The following is a 19,474-nucleotide window of genomic DNA, read 5'->3' as shown; positions in this document are numbered from 1 at the left end:
ACATTATTCGTCTTATTGTAAAAAGTTTTATTAATTGTTATTACGTTAATGCATTGTATATATAGGATGATTTTTAAATCATCCTATATTATCTTTTGGTTCCGAAAAATAATATCCTTGAGAATAATCCACATTCAAAGCTTTTAACTTATTGTATATTTCTTCCTCAGACACAAACTCTGCAATAGTTTCTATTCCTAACTCTTTTGCAAATGATACTATAGTTTTTGTAACAAGCTCTGCCGATTTATCTTTATGAACATTTTTAATAATTGACCCATCAATCTTTATATAATCCACATTTAGTTTCATAAGGTAATTAAAATTTGAGTAACCAGTTCCAAAATCATCAATCGCAATTTTTGAACCATATTTTTTTATTTCTTTTATAAATTCAGTAACTTCATTAAAATTTTCAATACCTTCTGATTCAACTATTTCAAATACGACCTTTTCAGGATTTTGAGCCTGATTTAGTTTTTTTATTATTAATGTTCTAATTTTGCTGTTCATTATATCCTGAAGAAGAAGATTTATAGATATTTCATAATTAGTTTTATTTAAAACTTCAAAGGTTTTTTCTAACATTATTATTGTTAATTCTTTATATAATCCAGCTTTTTTAGCTATATCCAAGAAAAAATAGGGAGATATAGCTTTCCCGTTTTCATCAATCATTCGAATTAAAGCTTCACATTTTTCAATTGTTTTTAGATTATTATTAACTATTGGTTGAAAAAATGGAACTATTCTATTTTCAGCTATAGCATCTTTAATTTTTTTAGTCCATATTATATTTTCCTTAATTCCCTCATATATGTTAAGTTCTTCCCTATATATTTGAAATAATTCTTTATTCTTTTTTGCATAATTTAACGCCATTTCTGCTTTCTCAAATAATAATTCTTCTTCCATTGCAACGCCCATTACAATTGTTAAGAAAATTTTACCTTCTTCATAAACGAAACACTTATTATTTATTTCATTTTGCAAAGATTGTATTCTTGTAGTGAATTCTTCTTTTGATATTTCACTACTTGCTATTGCAAATATATCTGAATTTACCCTGTAAGAACTCAATTTATTTTGACTACAATACCAACTAATTAACTTAGAAATATCTTTTAGTACTTTATCTCCTATTGTATTTCCATAGAAGTCATTTATATCATTGAAAGATCTTATATCAACAATTACAAGCTTGGTGTACTTTTTTATGCATAAATCATTAATTAATTTATTTCTATTTTCTAAACCAGTCAACTTGTCCGTATAATATTGTTTTTCTAACTCATCTGTTTTTTCTTTTATTTTTTCTTCTAGTTTTATATTTAGTTGATTTAATTCTTCTCCAGTATTCTTTATAAGATTATATAACGCTGAATCTTCCTCAGTAAAATAAGAATATTCAGCATCGATTTCTGATATCATTTTAATTCTTGCATTAATATCTTCTGAAAGTACTAATACAGTCATTGTTTCTGTATAAAACATATTTTTATTATTTACATTATTAAATTCCCCAAAAGTATAAAAACCGCTTACTGATAAATTTTTAAAGGGCATTATCTCCTTAGCATTAACTTTTTTAAATATATTTTTTCTTGAATCACAAGAATATATTAACAAACTCTCACATGGGCATTTTGCCAGCTCATTATACATTTCTTTCGCACCTTGTAAAATTTCTCTTAAGTCTCCAAAGCCAATTCTTATTTTTTCACCAATATCTAGCCTTGTAGATAAAAGCGCTTCTTCTGCATTTATAAATTTTAATACGCGTGCGCTAAAGTATCTATTTCTTCTTTTTACCATTAAAGGAAACTTATCTCCCATGCGGAGAACTTGTCCATAATTATCAGTACCTAAATACTTGTTATAAAATTCTTTTGCTGATATGGTTCCTATCTTTTTTACTATATTATCTTCGACTGATGTTATTTCGTGTTCTTTGCCTATAGGTATACAATTAAAACTACTTCCGTTATTCACATTTAAAGATTTACTTTTTAAAGCTGCTCCAACTACTGCGTTTTTTTCTACTCCTTCTTCCGTAAAAACGTATGTTTGATACTCAGAATCACTCTTTCCAGCAATCCCCCCTGCGACTAAAACATTATCATTTATCGAGTTTATCCCACGTAAAAGTTCCTCTCCGAGAATACTTGAATCTCCAAAAGATATTATTACTTTGGTATTTGGGCAAATTAATTGATTAGCTATTTCTACACCTTTATTAAAATCAGGTATATTATCTTTAATTAAAACAGATTTAATTATTGTTTTTTCAAAAGTACTTATAGAAATTATACACTCTTGTTCAAATATATCTCCATTTAGAATTTCACCTGAAGATGTAGCTCCCACTATTTTACATTGAGGAATTAATAATTTTAAATTTCGTATTACTTCTTCTATAAATTCTTTATTGCATATTCCTGAAAATACTTGTACTAATATATTATTATATTTTATTATGTCGTTGCTATTTACATATAACTGTAAAGTTTTAAAGTCCCTATATTTAACATTATAGGTTTTCATAATTCACCTCAATAATCAGATATTTTATACACATATATTCAATTATACCATTTACTGAAGTCTTATTCATTATTTTTCTACATAATTTAGCAGGATTTTCGTTTAAAATTATCAAAATTAATAAAACAATACTATAATATTAAATAATTTAAGAAAGTCTATAATATTATCTTAATCCTATTAGTATTATATGATTTCGATTTCACTATTCATTGACATTTCTATCAAAATCCCAAGAATTTCTTTTTCTTTAGAACTTAAAGTATCTTCTTTACTATAGAATATATGTTTAAAATTCATTAGTGTCTTTATCGGTAAGCAACTAGGTTTAAATGTAATGTTTGATTGATTATAATTTCTTAGATAAAAACAAAAAAATAGACAGCAATGTATTTTAATATAAAACCCACTACCATCTATTTAATTTACTATTGTGTTATATCCGATTGTGCAAACATTATTTACTAGATGCTTTATTTAGTTCATTTCCAGGTACATTAATTTTTTTATCTACTGGCTCTACATTAAATGTTATATTCTCACCATTAGAAGTTGCTATTATAGTTCCTTGCATATCTGTTCTGAATACTTTAATATTTTTATTATTAAGCTTGTCTATAGTTTCCTTATGAGGATGCCCATAGTCATTACCTTTTTCGCAACTTATTACTGCATATTTAGGATTAACTTTATCGATAAAAGCTTGAGTTGTAGATGAATGACTTCCATGATGTCCAACCTTTAAAACATCAGCTTGAATATCAAGTTGTTTTGCTAATATCTCATTTTCTGAAACGCCTTCGGCGTCCCCCATAAATACAAAGCTTGTCTTGCCATACTCTAGCTTAATAACAATAGAATAATTATTTAAATCATCATACTTGCTACTGTTCGGTGCTAAAAATGTTAATACTAAATTTCCTATATTAATCTTTTCTCCTACTTTTGGAACATTAATTTTTAGGCTCTTAGATTTTAAAGCATTAATCATATTTTCATATGTTTTAGTTGTTGTAGTAACTTTTGGAGCATAAAAATCTCCAATATCATAATTAATAATAACATCATCCATACTACCTATATGATCTTCATGAGGATGTGTTGCTATCACATAATCCAGTCTAGTAATTCCAATTGATTTAAGATACTCTAAAGATCTTTTATCGCTTGTGCCTGCATCAATTAGAATATTTTTACCATTAACTTGTATTAATTCTGAATCACCTTGTCCAACGTCAATATAATGTATCTTTAGGTTTTCATCTGTGACGGAATTTTTGGTTGAATTATTGTTTTTTCCACACGAGATTAAAAACAAAGATAAAAATATAGGTAGTAATAAACATAGTGATTTTAGAGTTTTTTTCATTTTAACTTTCACCTCACCTATTATACTATTGTATATTTTTATCTCGTAATGTCAATTTTTTAATATGAGTTAGTGATATTAATATGTAAGCGTCAAAATAACGAATTGAAATTCGTTTACACAAATCCTTAAATCCACATTAGTTATTCGATCAGTTGGATTATTAATGTCTAAGTTATTTTCTCAAATAACAAAAAGGCACTAAATTTATTTTTAATAAACTTACTGCAACAATTATAGATAGTATCATTATTTTAATTTCTTTCCTAAAAATTCCTAAGGGCTTCATCCAATTAAACACTAGTAGTGTTACATATATTTTCTAAATACTTAATTTGAAAGATATTACTTCCCTTAGGATATTTTCTTTAAATAAAAATACTGACATTAAAGCAGTTTCAAATTTATACTTATTCTAATAGGTATATAGTAGTTGTTTTTCTACCAAATTGTTTAGCTTCTTCATAGGACGGGACCCAAACATCTATTACATAAGTACCATCCTTTTTTACTTTAATTGCTCCACCTCTATCTTCAACATCAAACATGCCATCAGACTTATAACCCTGTAATTCTGGAATATACATCTTACTTCCAAGCGGTATATTAGATGGAGCCGCAATAACACCTATTCTTGTTTGTGTCTGCATAGCTGTTTGTGATTTCCATTTTCCTGAGCATCTAGGATCATCACTATATGCAGTTAATTCAGCTTTAATAGGCTTACCCATCTGATTTTGATTTTTTACCGTTGATGTATTTACTGAATTAGATGAAGCTTCAGCATATTCTTTTGCTGGTTCTATATATTTATCAGTATTAGCACTTTCGTTCAGAAAACTAGAATTTTCTTTATAGCTACCTGTAACAATTCTATTTATTTGAATATTTTTAGTTTGTAGATCTAAAAAATTTGTTTCAAATCCCACTAAACATATTCCTAAGAATATACAAGCCTTTATAACATGTGTTTTTAATTTAATCAAATTACCACTCCTTGTGTTTTATTTGCGACCTAATAATATTCTAGGTTACTTTACCCACCGATATGGTATTGCCCCATTATAGGATAAGAATACATTAAACACAAAAGTAATTTTTGTTACATATAGATATAATTTTCATAATTGCATATGAAAAGGTTATATACGTTGTATTCTTGCATATTTCCTGGTAATATAGGCAGTAAATAATATTTGAAAAAATTTAATTTTAGTATTCTTAGGTGTGTTAAGTGAGTTATATGATTTTTTATATTGCTATATATAAATAGTATTATTTAACAAAATAAACTTGCATTTTAGTAAGTAAAATGCAAGTTTATCTTAGCAAATAAATCGCTCTATCTCTAAAGCTACTCCATCATTTTGCACTGTGTCGGTTACTTTCTTGGCATGTTTTTTTACATAATCCTCAGCATTTCCCATAGCAATTCCACATCCTACTGTAGATAACATTTCTATATCGTTCTTACCATCTCCAAATGCATAGCTATTTTCTACTGGAATATCTAAAAAGTCTAGTACTTTTAATATCCCCGTTGCCTTTGTATTTGATTTTGAATATAGTTCAAAAGATTTTTCCTCTATATTATGAATATAATCATAATCCTCATTTGCCAAACTCAAACAATAATCAATTCCATTTTTATCATCACATAACATCTCGATTTTGTATGTCTCTATCTTCTCTGAATCATATTCAGATTGCAGATACTTTTTAGGTATACCAAAAGAATCATAGAAAGAATGCAATTTTTTATACTCGTCTTTAATATAAGAATACGTTTCCCCTTGCAAAATATATTGAATATTACGCTGCTCAAAATTACACATTAATTCTCTTACAAAATCCTTTTTAAGGCATTCTTTATATATACATTTTTCTTTAACTTTTACATATGCTCCATTAGTAAGAACAAAGCCATCAAATCCAAAGTTATACAAAGATTCATTTAAAAAGGCATATGGTCTGCCTGTTGCAATAAATACATAATCTCCATTTGCTTGAAGTAAACGGATCGCCTTTTTTACTCTAGGTCTAATATCTGTTATTCCGTTTAAACAGTCCATTAAAGTTCCATCTATATCAAAAAAAACTGCTTTTTTCATAATTACATCTCCCCCATAACAATTTATTCTCTTTAATACATTTTATTATCGTTTAATATCATTTTAGTTTGTTTATTCGCAATTGTCAATTTACTTAATTTTATTTCAATGATTAATTATTAAAACGAAACCAAACGAGAATGAATTGAAGGAAATTATGTTGATATATTATTAAAGAATTTATTATTTATAATACAGACTTGTTTATTTCTGTAGAATTTCTATATATCCAAGACTTCCTTTATATGATTAAACCCTAGCCTACTTATTGTACTTCCTAACCTTTCGCCTTTCTTAGCATTATTTTTGTAATACTCAATAACCATTTCTGTAATAACTTCCAATTCATCAGGTTGGTAAAGTTTTTTAAGACGATTTCCCATTCTCAACTTTCTTCCAAACTTACCACCTAAATATACTGCAACTCCCTCCTTCTCTACCTTCATAGCTTTAAAAGGACAGGCTTTAATGCATTGACCGCAGGAAATGCATTTATCATAATCTATTACTGCTTTTTTGTGCACCATTTCTATTGCATCAACTTTACAATTATTTTTACAAATATTACATCCCTTGCACATATCCATCTCTACCTTGGGTTCATTTTGAGCCAAGAAACCTAAATCACTGATTGGAGCTTTTACACAATTATTTGGACATGAAGTTACTCCGATTTTAAATTTACCTGGAAGGTCTATTCCTAAAAATTTTCTATCGAGCTTTTTAGCTATTTCTTGTAAATCTAATAATCCAAATCTGCAAAGTGAGCCCTTGCAAGCAGCTACAGCCACAACTCTTGTACCTGTCCCGCCAGTCTTAATTCCCGCATTTATTATTTTTTTCTTAACCTCAGGAATTAAATCCTCTCTAATCCAAGGTATTTCAACACACTGCCTTGTTGTGAATCCCATATATCCATTTCCATATAACTCAGCTATTTGTGCTAGGCAAATCATTTCACTAGAACTTAAGTTTCCTGCATCTGTCAATATTCTAAGTGAAAAATATTCTTTATTTTGTTGCTGCATAAAACCTTCTAATTTTAATAATTCAAGATCACATTTATTATTCATTGTATTTTCATCTATCCTTTCTATGTAAACAGTTTACGTGCTAATTCTTAGCTAAAAGTAATAATTTGCATTATGAAACTTCTAAACGCAATAAAAAACCTACAGAGATATCTGCAAGTAATTGCTTATGACTTCTATCTAATTGCATTATAAAACCGCTTCAAAATTTTATATTACCAAAATACAGTACCACGATTCATTATATAAAACTGTGATTATTGTCACGTTTTATACAATTACTCATATAATCCCTTTGCAAAATTACATTTACCTTCCATAAAATTTTCTTAAATCTTCTTAATTAAATTTTCATATTACTAGGTAGAATCAATCATTACAATAAACAGGACAACCCTATATATGGTATCTGTTTTTTTAATTAATACAACATATTGTATTTTGTTATAAAATGATTTAAAATAATATTATCGCAAAATTTGAAAATATTATAATTCAAAAGAATATAAGGATTAGTAAGAAATTATTAGCTTATTAAGTAAAACTGGAGGAATATATATGAGTGAACTATTATCAGAATCATTTTTAAGGAAATACAGAGAAATTAAGCATACGCCCCTAAGCAATATTGGCGAATTTGTTTATTTAAGAACTTATTCTAGATATTTAAACAATAAAAAAAGAAGAGAAACTTGGTTTGAAACAGTTCTTAGAACAACAGAGTATAATATTGAACTTGGTATGCAGTTTAAAAAGAAACATGGGTTAAGTATAAATCTACAAGATGAAGTAAAAGAAGCTGAACTATTATTTGATAATTTATTTAATTTAAAGACATTTACATCTGGCAGAACTCTTTATATGGGAGGAACTGACATAGTAAAAGAATATCCCCTTTCAAATTATAACTGTGCATTTACAATGATTGAGAAATTTCATGATTTTGTAGACATATTTTATCTTCTCATGATTGGATCTGGGGTCGGTGTTAGAATCGATAAATCTCTAATATCCAAAATGCCTAATATAAGGAGAATACATCTAGATAGCGAATATAATGAAGGAATTCATAAGTTCATGCCAAAAGAATATATGGAAAACACAAAACTTATTTTAGACGAGGGAAATCCATCAGTCGCTAAAATTAAGATTGGAGATAGCAAAGAAGGTTGGTGTAATGCTCTAGAAACTTACTTTAATTTAATTACAAGTCCTAAATATATTAATATTAAGAAAATTATATTTGACTACAGCTATGTAAGGCCTGAGGGTGAAAGATTAAAAAGGTTTGGAGGCAGAGCATCTGGTCATAAATCATTAAAGAGAATGTTTGAAAAAATAAATAAGGTTTGCAGTAATCTTAGTAATGGAAGCTTAAGCTCCATAGATGTGCTTGACATAGCTACTATAATAAGCGAAAATGTAGTTTCTGGTGGAGTTAGGCGTAGTGCAATGATGATTATTTGTGATGAAAATGATGAAGATGTTATAAATGCAAAAAGTAAATTATACAAAATAGTAGATGGAAATTGGATTGAAAATTCAGAAGTATCTCATAGGAAAATGAGTAATAATTCTATTTTATATAAAGAAAAACCATCACTTAATAAAATAAAGGAAATCCTAGAATCTATAAAAATAAATGGTGAACCTGGTTTTATTAATGGAAGTGAAGCGATGAAAAGAAAAAGCACATTTAAAGGTTGTAATCCATGTGGAGAAATTTTGCTTAATTCACATCAATGCTGCAACCTATCAACAAACAATTTAGCCTCATTCGTAAATGAAGATAATAATTTAGATATTGATGAATTAGAAAAGATAATAAAGCTATCTACTAGAGTAGCTATTAGAATGACCCTAGTAGATGTCGAGCTTCCAGATTGGAATAAAGTTATGCAAAATGATAGAATCGTTGGAATATCATTAACAGGAATGATGGATATGGTAAATAGAACAAACATGACTTATAAAAATTTAAGTTTATTGCTAAAGCGTTTAAGAGATGCAGTTAGAGGTGAAGGTATTAAATACTGCTCAGAACTTGGAATTTCCATTCCTGAGCTTATGACCACAATTAAGCCTGAAGGATCTCTATCGACACTTCCATGTGTAAGTTCAGGAATACATTATTCACATTCTAATTATTATATTAGAAGAGTTAGAATCTCTACATCTGACCCTCTATATAAAATGATAGAAAAGCTAAAGTGCTATCCAATTTATAATGAGAATGGGCAAAATGATGAAAATTGCACAACAAAAGTTATAGAATTCCCAATTAAAGCTCCTGACGGAAAAACAAAATATGATGTTGGAGCTATAGAACAGCTTGAACTTTATAAATTATCAATGATAAATTGGACTGATCACAATACTTCAATTACCGTACATGTAAGGGATGATGAGTGGGATGATGTTGCAAATTGGCTCTACGAGAATTTTGACTACGTAGTTGGTATAACTTTCCTTCCTCTAATGGACGAAACTTATCCTCTTTTACCTTATGAATCTACGACAAAAGAAGATTATGAGGAACGTATAAAAAATATCAAACCTATAGATTATGAATTATTGGCTGAACTTGATGATGATGACGAACATGAAATAATTGATAAAGAGTGTGCAAATGGAGTTTGTCCTGTACGATAATATTTAATATTCTTATACTAAAACAAACGATTAGGTAATTAAACGAAGCCAGTGCTATAAAAAGTACTGGCTTCGCTTAATTATAAGGATAAACATTGAATTTATAAATGATCACCTTCTTCAGTATGAATATATTTTATATATAATTAATTAATTTACATATTTGATATAATAGTATAATAAATAAATTAATGGAGAAAATGCAATTATGAAAACGAAAATACTTTTTTTAGCGCCCTACTTTGGCTTAAAAGAAATTGCAATGTCAGTTTCATCTGAATATAAAGATTTTCAAATTGATGTATATCAAGGTAATTATGAACAAGGACCCAAGATCCTGAAACAAGTAAATATAAATGAAAAATATGATGTAATCATAACAAGAGGCGGTACTGCTGAAATTTGCAGAACAATTACTCAAACTCCTATTGTTGAAATTTATATTAATGCCTTTGATATACTTAGAATTTTAAAATTATCTCAAGGATATAATGGAAAAAAAATATTTTTATCTTATCCAAATATATTCAAATCATTTAAACAACTAAGCGAACTTTTAGGTTATTCAATCGAATCAAAGTGTTATTTAGAACATAAAGATATTCGAGACTTAATTAAAGAACTAAAACAAGAAAACTATGAACTCATTATTGGCGATAATCTGGTATATGAAACAGCGCAAGAGTTTGGAATTAATAGCATACTTATTACAAGTGGAATTGAGGCTGTAAAAAGTGCCATTGATGAAGCAGTTCGTTTATGCAATGCTCTTTCTAATAAGAAAGATTTAAAATATGAAGCAATTGAGTATTCACATTACAAAAAAAGAGAAAAAAATAATATCAACGATTTTATAAAAATATTGGATTCAGACGAAATATCACCAAGTTTTGTACATACAGTATTCCCACAAACAATTTTATCTCAAATATCATATCTAAGTAATACACCACTTCCAACAATTATTACTGGTGAGGATGGGATGTGTAAAAATGATGTCGGATACCTATGTACTTATTATGGTCCTCAAAAAAGAAAAAGCTTAATGTGCATAAGCTGCCACTCTATCCCAGAACATTACAACTACGACTCACTATATGGACTTATAATCGATAACTTTAAGGATGAAGGTGGCACATTATTTTTGGAGGATATTGATACACTATGTAAAGAGGGACAAAAAAAAATAGCTAATATTTTGAAAAAATTAGATAAAAACAATACTATTAAAATAATTGCCTCTTGCGAACTTCCTGTAGAAATCTGTGTTAGTAGCGGAAAATTACTTAGGCAACTCCGCTCAATAATGGATGAAGTTAGAATTGAATTAAAACCTTTAAAAAATTACAGTAATGAAATCAGCAATATGGTAAGTATGTATCTTGCAAAGCTAGACTTAAGGTGTGCAAGTCAGGTTGTCGGAATAAAAGAAGATGGTATAAAATTACTATCTGACTACACTTGGCCGGAAAATGTGAGGCAATTTACGAGAGTAGTAAATCAATTGGCACTTAAATGTAACAATTCTTATATTAATGTTGATGAAGTTAAAGCAGCATTAAAAGTTGAAATTGAAAATCACAAAAATGCTTCTCTAGTTCCTATTGATTTAAATGGAAGTCTAAAAGAAATAGAAACTCGCATTATAAAGTATGTAATTGAGCAAGAAGGAATGAATCAAGTTAAAGTTGAAAAAAGATTAAAAATTAGTCATAGTACATTATGGAGAAAGTTAAAATGATTTCAAAATGAAACATTTTCTATGATTAGTTTGTTGAAGACGTAATCATACCTTTAGTATAATAACCTAATGAAGAAATATTAAGGAAGTGAAAATTATGACTAAAGATATGACTAAAGGGAATATACCTAAGCATCTCATAAGCTTTTCCATACCATTAATACTTGGAAACCTACTACAACTTACTTATAATGCTGTAGATTCGATCATAGTAGGAAGATTTTCTGGAACAGATGCTTTAGCAGCTGTTGGAACAGCTAATCCTGTAATGAATATTGTAATTTTAGGAATAACAGGTATATGTATCGGAGCCTCAGTTCTTATGAGCGAATTTTTTGGGGCTGGGAAATATGAAGAATTAAAGAAGGAAATCTCGACAACTTTAATATTTGGATGTTTTTTTTCTCTAGTAATTGTGATACTAGGTTTAATCTTTTCCAAGGATATATTAAACCTCCTTGGAGTTCCAAATGAAATTCTCGAGCCTGCAACACTCTATCTAAGAATAATATTTGCTGCGATGCCTTTTACATATTTATATAACGCAGTATCTGCAGCAATGAGAAGTGTTGGAGATTCAAAAACTCCAATAAGATTCCTAGCTATAGCATCTATTTTAAATGGATGTCTTGATTTTATTTTTATAGGAGGGTTTAATATGGGAGTACTTGGAGCTGGACTAGCTACAACTATCGCTGAAGCTTGCTCTGCTCTATTTTGTATAATTTACATATATAAAAAAGTACCATTGTTAAGATTATCTAAACAAGATATAAAATTAGATAGAGCTCTTTTAAAACAAACACTCCAGCACGGATCAATAACAGCTTTACAGCAATCTTGTCAGCCAATCGGTAAGCTATTAATTCAAGGTGCTATTAATCCATTAGGGGTAGCTACAATAGCAGCCTTTAATGCCGTAAACAGAGTTGATGATTTTGCATTCACTCCAGAGCAAAGTATATCTAATGGAATGATGACTTTTATTGCCCAAAATCGTGGCGCAAATGATAAAGGTCGTATTAAAGCCGGATTTAGAGTTGGCTTGTTCATAGAATTTTGCTATTGGATAATAATTTGCTTAGTTATATTAAGTTTGAAGACACCTATAATGAAATTATTTGTCTCTTCTAGTGATAATAACATGGTTGACTTGGGTGTAAGTTATTTAAGTCTTATGGCATTTTTCTATATATTTCCCGCCTTTACAAATGGTATTCAAGGCTTTTTCAGAGGTATGGGAAATATGAAAATCACATTAATTTCTACACTTATACAAATATCATTTAGAGTAATATTTGTTTTTATATTAGTTTCTCATATAGGAATGATAAGCATGGCCTATGCCAGCCTTATAGGATGGATATTCATGCTAGCTTATGAAGTTCCGTACTATTTTATATTTAAAAGAAAAAATGATTTATTAAGAAATAACAATTAAACTAAAAAGAAACTTCAGATAGAAGGTTGAAATTTATAAATTTCAGCTTAAAATAAATATTAAAGGAAGGCACTAAAATAGTCTCTACAATTATTTTAATGCCTTCTTTTAATTAACTTATAAATGAAATTAAAAGTTATAATTTTCAAACTTCTATTTAACTTCAAAATTTTTATTTGCTTTTACTATATATCCATTGTCATCTATTTCTGAATATGTTAATACATTTACGCATGCAATTGACACAATACCTTGCGTTTTATCTTTTTCATTTATTAGAGTATAATAGTTATACCCAGTGTTCTTGATCTTATCGTTATAAAAATTTATTAAAGCTTCATCTGTTATCTTATCAGGATTATATGTAACCTCTCCTCTTTTTCCTATTTCTTCTCCTGAATTATTTAGAACTGATCTCTCTTTTATTTCTTTCATATGTATTCCGGCATACTTATTACTATTAATATATTCATTTTTCACCTTCTCTGGAATGCCGCTATATCCAATTATTGAAAATAATACAAAACCAAATATTAATCTACTAACTATTTTTTTCATTTATAATTCCCCCTATATTCTAATAAGATAATTGTATATTGTTTGATGTTTTTGTCAAATATTATTAGTAGAAATATTAATTACTTATGTTATATAAATAATTAATCATAAGAAAAATAAACTTTATTATCTTTATATATTTTTTAAAGATTGTTAAATTATTGTTTTTTATCATCATTTTATATACATATTCTTCAAATAGAATTTGTAATTAGCTAGTTTTTTAACAATTTTAAGTAAAATTCAGAAAATTCACAACAACCACTTGAATAATCAGTAACATATTGTTATAATATTTAATAAGATAGTAATATAAATGTCTATATTTTTTTAAATATTATTGTTAAATTATTAACGTTAATTATTTAACTTCTTCTGCTTCTATATTAGCAGAAATCATAGTGAAAAATTAAATTTATAAATATGAGGGGGATAAATACTATGATAGTAAAAAAACCAATTCAATATGCAATTATAATTGACAGACAAGGAGAATTTGGAGTTTTTGATACCATGGAAGATGCTATTAAATTAGCTCATGTTGCATGTGAAGAATATAAGCAATGCAGTGAATTAAAAAAGAATGAAATAGTAGATTCAGTCATTAAGGAACTAGAACTCCACTTAGAAGAACTTAGTTTAATGACTTGTAAAGAGAATGGTGATGACTCATACAGTAATATTCTTTATAATAATACTAATGCATTAGATAAATGTTTAAATGATAAATATCTTGAGGCTAGATTGGCTACAATTAACTGTGATAATTCTAATACTGTAAATGGAGTTATTGTTCAAGCATCTAATCCTATCGAAACAATAATTAAAAATAGCATTTTAATGCTTAAAGCTGGACAGGCAGTCGTATTTTCATCAAATGAAAATATAAAAGAATTATTTTCTTATACTATTAAGCTTATAAATAAAGCTATAGATTCAGTAGGTGGTCCAAAAAATCTTGTAGTAACAGTAAAAAACCCTAATGTTGAAAGTACTGATATTATGGTTGCACACGAAAAAATAACTCTTGTTTCTGCAATAGACAATCAAGACACTAGAAGAATAGCTCTTTAGTTAGCTGGTAATTAAATTGTTGAAAAGCATAAATTTAATAGATTTGATTCGATCTATAGCCCTGAGTGAATATATAATGGTATGTATTTAAAAAAATATTGAATTAAATATTAAAATTTTTAGCACATCCATCGTATTTTCACTCACTTTGTTTAATTAAAGTACCCCCTATTGGGGCTTTTTTATTGTTTATGAAATTATAATTCAGTAAAATCTGTGAACAAGATACTCCTAGATGGTATAATTTCTGAACAGATTAATTAACTCGGTTTGGTATTTTAAAAGAATAAAAAATTTATCATCTCTTATATATTTCAAAAAAATATCAATATCCTAACATATAAAGATGTTTAAGAAATAGTTAATATTTTACTTAAGTTAAAATTGCTAATTCCAATAGCATTATCTAAATTCACAATATAAAAGCTAGTTATTAGAGACAGAACATTTATATTAATATCAATTCTTAACACCAATGAATTTTCACCATCTTTATAAATACCTTTAGTTTCAATGCGATTTTTGCTTTCAAAAGCTTGTCTTAAAATTTTTTCTTCCATAAAAAATTGGTCATGTATTCCGATAATTTCAAGTTTGATGTAACCTTTATCTAAAATAACCATACACTTGCGCTTTTCATCCCTTGATTTATTATTTTTATCCTTAAATGAATATATACATTGAATATCATCAAATATTGCCATAATCCTTTAACCCTTTCAAACGTAAATATATGTGCCGAACTTATGTTTGGTTATATAATACTACTTTTAGAGTATTTTGTAAATCAATATATAGAAATTAGATTCCTAAAACAAAAAATATAATCACTAACTTATAATAAATTAGTGATTACATTTTTTATTTTTACTGGCTAATTAAATTTTATCACTTACCTATGAAAGTTTTTATTCCAACCAAAATAATAAATATTCCAAAAGCTTTTTTCATTATGCTTGCCGGAAGAATATTTGCAAGTTGACCTCCAAACTTTGCACTAATTAGCATAGTAACACAAATAACTATACCCGCAGTTATATTTGTATTACCTTTCTTATAATATTCCATAAATGCAAGTAAACCAACGGGTGGAAGCATTGCAACAAGAGATGTTCCCTGAGCTGTAAGCTGTGAAAATCCTTTTAAATACATCAACGCAGGAATTATAATTATTCCACCACCAATTCCAAACAAACCACTCAAAATACCTGCTGCAACACCTACTATTATGTAAATTATAATATCTAACATAAAATCCTCCTCCAATAAATTTCAAATAAATTGTTTCTCTAATTTAAAAAAAATAGCATATATTGATTGTCATTTTATAGCATATATCTATTTTGAATAAGTGTTATTTATAATAATATATTGCAATTTATTTTTCATATACTAATATTAATTGAATACATATCCTATAATGTTAGCATACGGAAACTTATTATTGCAACGCATATTCCACTTATTACAAATAAGATTTCTACTCTACTTATTAAAATTATTTGATTATATAATGTTAGGTTGTTTATAAACACCTAAATTTATTCCTTATTAACAAAAAATTAAAGAATACATTTTCCATTAATAACTGCATTCTTTAATCTCATTTTATCTACTAATATATATTTTATTCAGTATCTACAACAATATTTCATTTTTTATTAGAATTCTATTTATATTCTTCTAGTGTCTTTATTAAAGTTTCAGTATCAAATGGTTTTTTTATGTAACTCTTAGCCCCTAAGGCTAAGCATTCATCTTTGACGTCATCATATCCTACTGCTGATATAATAATCACCACTGCTTCAGGATCAATACTCATTATTTGACTCAAAACATCAATGCCATCATTTCTAACTTCAGACATATTTAAATCTAAAATTACAATATCAGGGCTTTCAATCTTATATGTTTCTACTGCGTCATCTTTACCTGATGCCTCTAACATCATATAAGTTCCCCTTTTTTGAATGATTTTTCGTATAAACATTCGCATATACGATGAATCATCGACTATCAAAATCTTTTTCATACTAAAAAACTCCTTTATATCCGTAATTTTTATAATTTAACTTCTATTTTTAAATTATATTTTATAAAACAAATCTTTTATTTGTCCAAAAATCTTATTACATTCATCTAATTTTTCTTCTAAAGCTTCTTTATCGAGTTTTGTAGCTAACTCGTGGATGGAATTTATTTTTAGTGTTCCAGAGGAACCTTTTAATTCATGAGCAAACTTCGCTAGCTTATTAAAGTCGTTAGTATTAATTGCATCATTAATTCCATCCAACAAATCAGGCAAACATTTTATGTAGTCTTCAAATATTTCTAATGCATCTTCTATATCAAGTCCTGTATCTTTAGAAAATTCATTAACATAGTTATCTATTATTCTAGAATAATCTATTGTATTATGATTTTTATTTTTAACACTTTCCTCAATTATTTTAAATACAATATTAAAATTGATAGGTTTAGTAATATAACTATCCATTCCAGATTTAATACATTTTTCCGAATCACCTTGCATAGCATTAGCAGTTACTGCAACAATTTTTGTATGTTTTCTATTTTTTTCAATCTTTCTTATTTCAGCAGTGGCTTCATATCCATCCATTACCGGCATCTGACAATCCATAAATACAATATCATACTCTTCCTCTGATACTTTTCTTAATGCTTCTTTACCATCTACTGCCACATCGCAAGTAATACCACGAGACTTAAGCATGCTTATAAAAATTTTTCTGTTAACTTCATTATCCTCGGCCAATAAAATTCTAATTTCTGATAAATTATAAATATTTTTAGCTATATTTTTATTTAAGTCTTCAAAAGCTTCTTCATCTTCTTTTCTCAAGCCTAAATTTACAGCAATACAGTTAAGTAAATCATCTCTTTTCAGTGGCTTGGTCAAATAAGATGAAAAACCATGATCCATTGCTACCTCAAACTCTCCCTTATACCGAGACATTAAAAGTATTAATTTGATATCTTTTGCTATAGGTATATTTTTTAATGTTCGTGCAAGTTCATAACAATTCATTCCTGGTATTTCGCAATCAATAATTACAATGCTTATCTTATTTTTTGTATTATCATTGGAAATAATTGTCGCAATTGCTTCACCAGCGCCATTAACCTCAATTATATGTAAGCCAGTTCCTTTGAGATAAGAACTTGTAATATTCCTACTATTTTCATTATTGTCAACAATCAAAATATTCACGTCATTAACCTTTTCGAACATAGAATTATGTTCAGAAGCCCTTTTAGATATTTTTAATCTTACACAAAATTTAAAAGTAGATCCTTTATCCAATACACTGCTAACAGTTATTTCACCATCCATCATCTTAACCAATTCTCGACAGATAGAAAGCCCCAGTCCAGTTCCACCATATTTTCTTGTTGTAGATGCATCTGCTTGATTAAAAGCTTTAAAAAGCTTTTGAATATCTTTACTGCTAATTCCAATTCCAGTATCCTTTATTTCAAATTCAAGAAGAGCTACATCATTTTCTTCCTCAAAATAATCAACCTTAACTGAAATTTCGCCTGTATCAGTAAATTTAATACCATTGCTTAAAAGGTTATTTAATATTTGCTTAAGTCTTGATGGATCACCTACAACCTCATCTGGAATAGTTGGATCAATTATGGTATAAAGCTGAATTCCTTTTTCTAAAGATTTGGGAACAAAAAGTGAAACAGCATCTTCTATAACAGTTCTTAAATTAAAATTTATGTTCTCTAATATTAACTTTTTAGCCTCGATCTTTGAAAAATCCAATATATCATTAATAATATTCAGCAAAATATCTGAAGCAGATTTTGCTTCACGTACAAATTCTTTATGTTCTAAAGAGAGATTTCCAGATTCTAATAATTCTAAAAATCCAAATATTCCATTCATCGGGGTTCTTATTTCATGTGACATATTTGCAAGAAACTGACTCTTTGCTATATTGGCCGATTCAGCTTCAACTTTAGCTTTATATAATTCAGCTTCTGCGATCCTCTGTTCCGTAATATCCTGTGCTGTACAAATAAGATATTTAATATTACCTGATTCATCTTTAATAGGTTTGCTTTTAACTTGAAGAAGCCTGTCCTCGCCTTTCCAATTCTTGATATTAAGCTCTTTCTCTGATGGCTCATCATTCCTAAATAGTTCCCAATTATTTTCAGATAACTTATTGGCAGTATCAATATCAAATATATCATATAGATCTTTATATTCTAAATCATCTTTTTTCTTTCCAAAGAATTCTGCATGAGCCTCATTAACAGTAGCATAGGAAGTAACATTGGTTAGTGCCCAGATCTGAGAGGCAGCATTATCGAGTAAAATAGTCTGACCATTAAGAAGCGATTCGTATTCTTTTAATTTTGTAATCCTAGCTTTTATAAACTCTAAAAACTTTGAAATATTATTTAATATTTTTATCTGATCCGGTTGCCATATTATAGGTTTCAATAAGGTTTCAAATCCTATAAAACCTATTACTTTACTTTTGTCTTTCAGTGGAAATATAAGAGACGATTTTATTCCTTCTATATTAAAAGCTTCTAATTCAAATGCTGCATCAACCGGAAATTCAGTTATATTATTTATTGCAACAAAATCTTTATTTTTAATTTGACGAATTAACCATGGACGAGCGTAAACAACTTCTTCCTCTATAACTTCCCTTTTGGGTTTTACAAACTTTTTATTCCATTGACATTCTATTTCCATAAAAGCAGGATCTTTAGAAAAATGATATATATAAATTCTATCTAAATCAAAAAACGCTCCAACTTCCTCTAATGATTTTCTTAATAAGTCATTATAATTCATGGAATTTACCTCTAAAAATCTTACGTGAATACTATTCATTAATTTTAGGAAATCATTAGAATAAATATTTACCTCATCATTGTTCTGACTATTCATGTTATCCTCCT

At 27.8% G+C, this 19,474-nt stretch carries 14 protein-coding genes; 4 read left to right on the top strand and 10 right to left on the bottom strand.

Features of this window, described 5'->3' with window-relative positions:
- Window positions 1-78: 78 nt before the first annotated feature.
- The 5 genes from T483_RS0112145 to T483_RS0112125 form a co-directional block, all read right to left on the bottom strand.
- Complete coding sequence (locus tag T483_RS0112145; protein WP_026887097.1) at window positions 79-2,544, bottom strand: bifunctional diguanylate cyclase/phosphodiesterase; 2,466 nt, start codon at window positions 2,542-2,544, stop codon at window positions 79-81.
- 457 nt (window positions 2,545-3,001) lie between these two features.
- Window positions 3,002-3,913 (bottom strand): ComEC/Rec2 family competence protein, encoded by a 912-nt coding sequence (locus tag T483_RS0112140; RefSeq protein WP_026887096.1) that lies wholly within the window; start codon window positions 3,911-3,913, stop codon window positions 3,002-3,004.
- Between the two features lie 410 nt (window positions 3,914-4,323).
- Window positions 4,324-4,899, bottom strand: a complete 576-nt coding sequence (locus tag T483_RS0112135; RefSeq protein WP_026887095.1) for a 3D domain-containing protein — start codon at window positions 4,897-4,899, stop codon at window positions 4,324-4,326.
- A gap of 339 nt (window positions 4,900-5,238) precedes the next feature.
- Complete coding sequence (locus T483_RS0112130; protein WP_026887094.1) at window positions 5,239-6,024, bottom strand: Cof-type HAD-IIB family hydrolase; 786 nt, start codon at window positions 6,022-6,024, stop codon at window positions 5,239-5,241.
- 221 nt (window positions 6,025-6,245) lie between these two features.
- Window positions 6,246-7,097 (bottom strand): 4Fe-4S binding protein, encoded by an 852-nt coding sequence (locus T483_RS0112125; protein WP_035790131.1) that lies wholly within the window; start codon window positions 7,095-7,097, stop codon window positions 6,246-6,248.
- A 516-nt stretch (window positions 7,098-7,613) separates the two neighbouring features.
- Here T483_RS0112125 and nrdJ point away from each other — a divergent pair.
- From nrdJ to T483_RS0112110, 3 genes are all read left to right on the top strand, one after another.
- Entirely contained in the window at window positions 7,614-9,707 is a 2,094-nt protein-coding gene (nrdJ, locus tag T483_RS0112120) for a ribonucleoside-triphosphate reductase, adenosylcobalamin-dependent (protein ID WP_026887092.1), read from the top strand.
- Between the two features lie 208 nt (window positions 9,708-9,915).
- Window positions 9,916-11,448, top strand: a complete 1,533-nt coding sequence (locus tag T483_RS0112115) for a sigma-54-dependent transcriptional regulator (RefSeq protein WP_026887091.1) — start codon at window positions 9,916-9,918, stop codon at window positions 11,446-11,448.
- 97 nt (window positions 11,449-11,545) lie between these two features.
- Window positions 11,546-12,889 (top strand): MATE family efflux transporter, encoded by a 1,344-nt coding sequence (locus tag T483_RS0112110; protein WP_026887090.1) that lies wholly within the window; start codon window positions 11,546-11,548, stop codon window positions 12,887-12,889.
- 153 nt (window positions 12,890-13,042) lie between these two features.
- Here the strand turns inward: T483_RS0112110 and T483_RS0112105 are convergent, their stop codons facing one another.
- Window positions 13,043-13,447, bottom strand: coding sequence for a hypothetical protein (locus T483_RS0112105; RefSeq protein ID WP_026887089.1), 405 nt, complete (start codon window positions 13,445-13,447; stop codon window positions 13,043-13,045).
- Between the two features lie 441 nt (window positions 13,448-13,888).
- On the opposite strand from T483_RS0112105, the gene T483_RS0112100 reads away from it, so the two are divergent.
- Complete coding sequence (locus T483_RS0112100; protein WP_026887088.1) at window positions 13,889-14,521, top strand: aldehyde dehydrogenase; 633 nt, start codon at window positions 13,889-13,891, stop codon at window positions 14,519-14,521.
- Between the two features lie 350 nt (window positions 14,522-14,871).
- On the opposite strand, the gene T483_RS0112095 is transcribed toward T483_RS0112100, so the two are convergent.
- From T483_RS0112095 to T483_RS0112080, 4 genes are all read right to left on the bottom strand, one after another.
- The gene (locus T483_RS0112095) at window positions 14,872-15,225 is read right to left on the bottom strand and encodes a hypothetical protein (RefSeq protein WP_026887087.1); all 354 of its coding nucleotides are present in this window, start codon (window positions 15,223-15,225) and stop codon (window positions 14,872-14,874) included.
- 184 nt (window positions 15,226-15,409) lie between these two features.
- Entirely contained in the window at window positions 15,410-15,772 is a 363-nt protein-coding gene (locus T483_RS0112090) for a TSUP family transporter (RefSeq protein ID WP_026887086.1), read from the bottom strand.
- Between the two features lie 418 nt (window positions 15,773-16,190).
- On the bottom strand, window positions 16,191-16,553 hold the full coding sequence (locus T483_RS0112085) for a response regulator (RefSeq protein ID WP_026887085.1): 363 nt from the start codon (window positions 16,551-16,553) through the stop codon (window positions 16,191-16,193).
- A gap of 54 nt (window positions 16,554-16,607) precedes the next feature.
- The gene (locus tag T483_RS0112080) at window positions 16,608-19,463 is read right to left on the bottom strand and encodes a response regulator (protein WP_026887084.1); all 2,856 of its coding nucleotides are present in this window, start codon (window positions 19,461-19,463) and stop codon (window positions 16,608-16,610) included.
- Between the last annotated feature and the right edge of the window lie 11 nt (window positions 19,464-19,474).

This window comes from Clostridium beijerinckii HUN142 (assembly GCF_000621745.1).
Lineage (GTDB): Bacteria > Bacillota > Clostridia > Clostridiales > Clostridiaceae > Clostridium > Clostridium beijerinckii_A.
The sequence above is the reverse complement of the archived record's forward strand: the minus strand, read 5'-3'. Positions and strand labels throughout refer to the sequence as shown.

Excerpts from the sequence above, each read along its gene's own strand:
- T483_RS0112080 (WP_026887084.1), bottom strand. The coding sequence starts at position 19,463 with ATGAATAGTCAGAACAATGATGAGGTAAATATTTATTCTAATGATTTC.
- T483_RS0112110 (WP_026887090.1), top strand. The coding sequence starts at position 11,546 with ATGACTAAAGATATGACTAAAGGGAATATACCTAAGCATCTCATAAGC.
- T483_RS0112130 (WP_026887094.1), bottom strand. The coding sequence starts at position 6,024 with ATGAAAAAAGCAGTTTTTTTTGATATAGATGGAACTTTAATGGACTGT.
- nrdJ (WP_026887092.1), top strand. The coding sequence starts at position 7,614 with ATGAGTGAACTATTATCAGAATCATTTTTAAGGAAATACAGAGAAATT.
- T483_RS0112100 (WP_026887088.1), top strand. The coding sequence starts at position 13,889 with ATGATAGTAAAAAAACCAATTCAATATGCAATTATAATTGACAGACAA.
- T483_RS0112085 (WP_026887085.1), bottom strand. The coding sequence starts at position 16,553 with ATGAAAAAGATTTTGATAGTCGATGATTCATCGTATATGCGAATGTTT.
- T483_RS0112090 (WP_026887086.1), bottom strand. The coding sequence starts at position 15,772 with ATGTTAGATATTATAATTTACATAATAGTAGGTGTTGCAGCAGGTATT.
- T483_RS0112145 (WP_026887097.1), bottom strand. The coding sequence starts at position 2,544 with ATGAAAACCTATAATGTTAAATATAGGGACTTTAAAACTTTACAGTTA.
- T483_RS0112115 (WP_026887091.1), top strand. The coding sequence starts at position 9,916 with ATGAAAACGAAAATACTTTTTTTAGCGCCCTACTTTGGCTTAAAAGAA.
- T483_RS0112095 (WP_026887087.1), bottom strand. The coding sequence starts at position 15,225 with ATGGCAATATTTGATGATATTCAATGTATATATTCATTTAAGGATAAA.
- T483_RS0112105 (WP_026887089.1), bottom strand. The coding sequence starts at position 13,447 with ATGAAAAAAATAGTTAGTAGATTAATATTTGGTTTTGTATTATTTTCA.
- T483_RS0112125 (WP_035790131.1), bottom strand. The coding sequence starts at position 7,097 with ATGAATAATAAATGTGATCTTGAATTATTAAAATTAGAAGGTTTTATG.
- T483_RS0112140 (WP_026887096.1), bottom strand. The coding sequence starts at position 3,913 with ATGAAAAAAACTCTAAAATCACTATGTTTATTACTACCTATATTTTTA.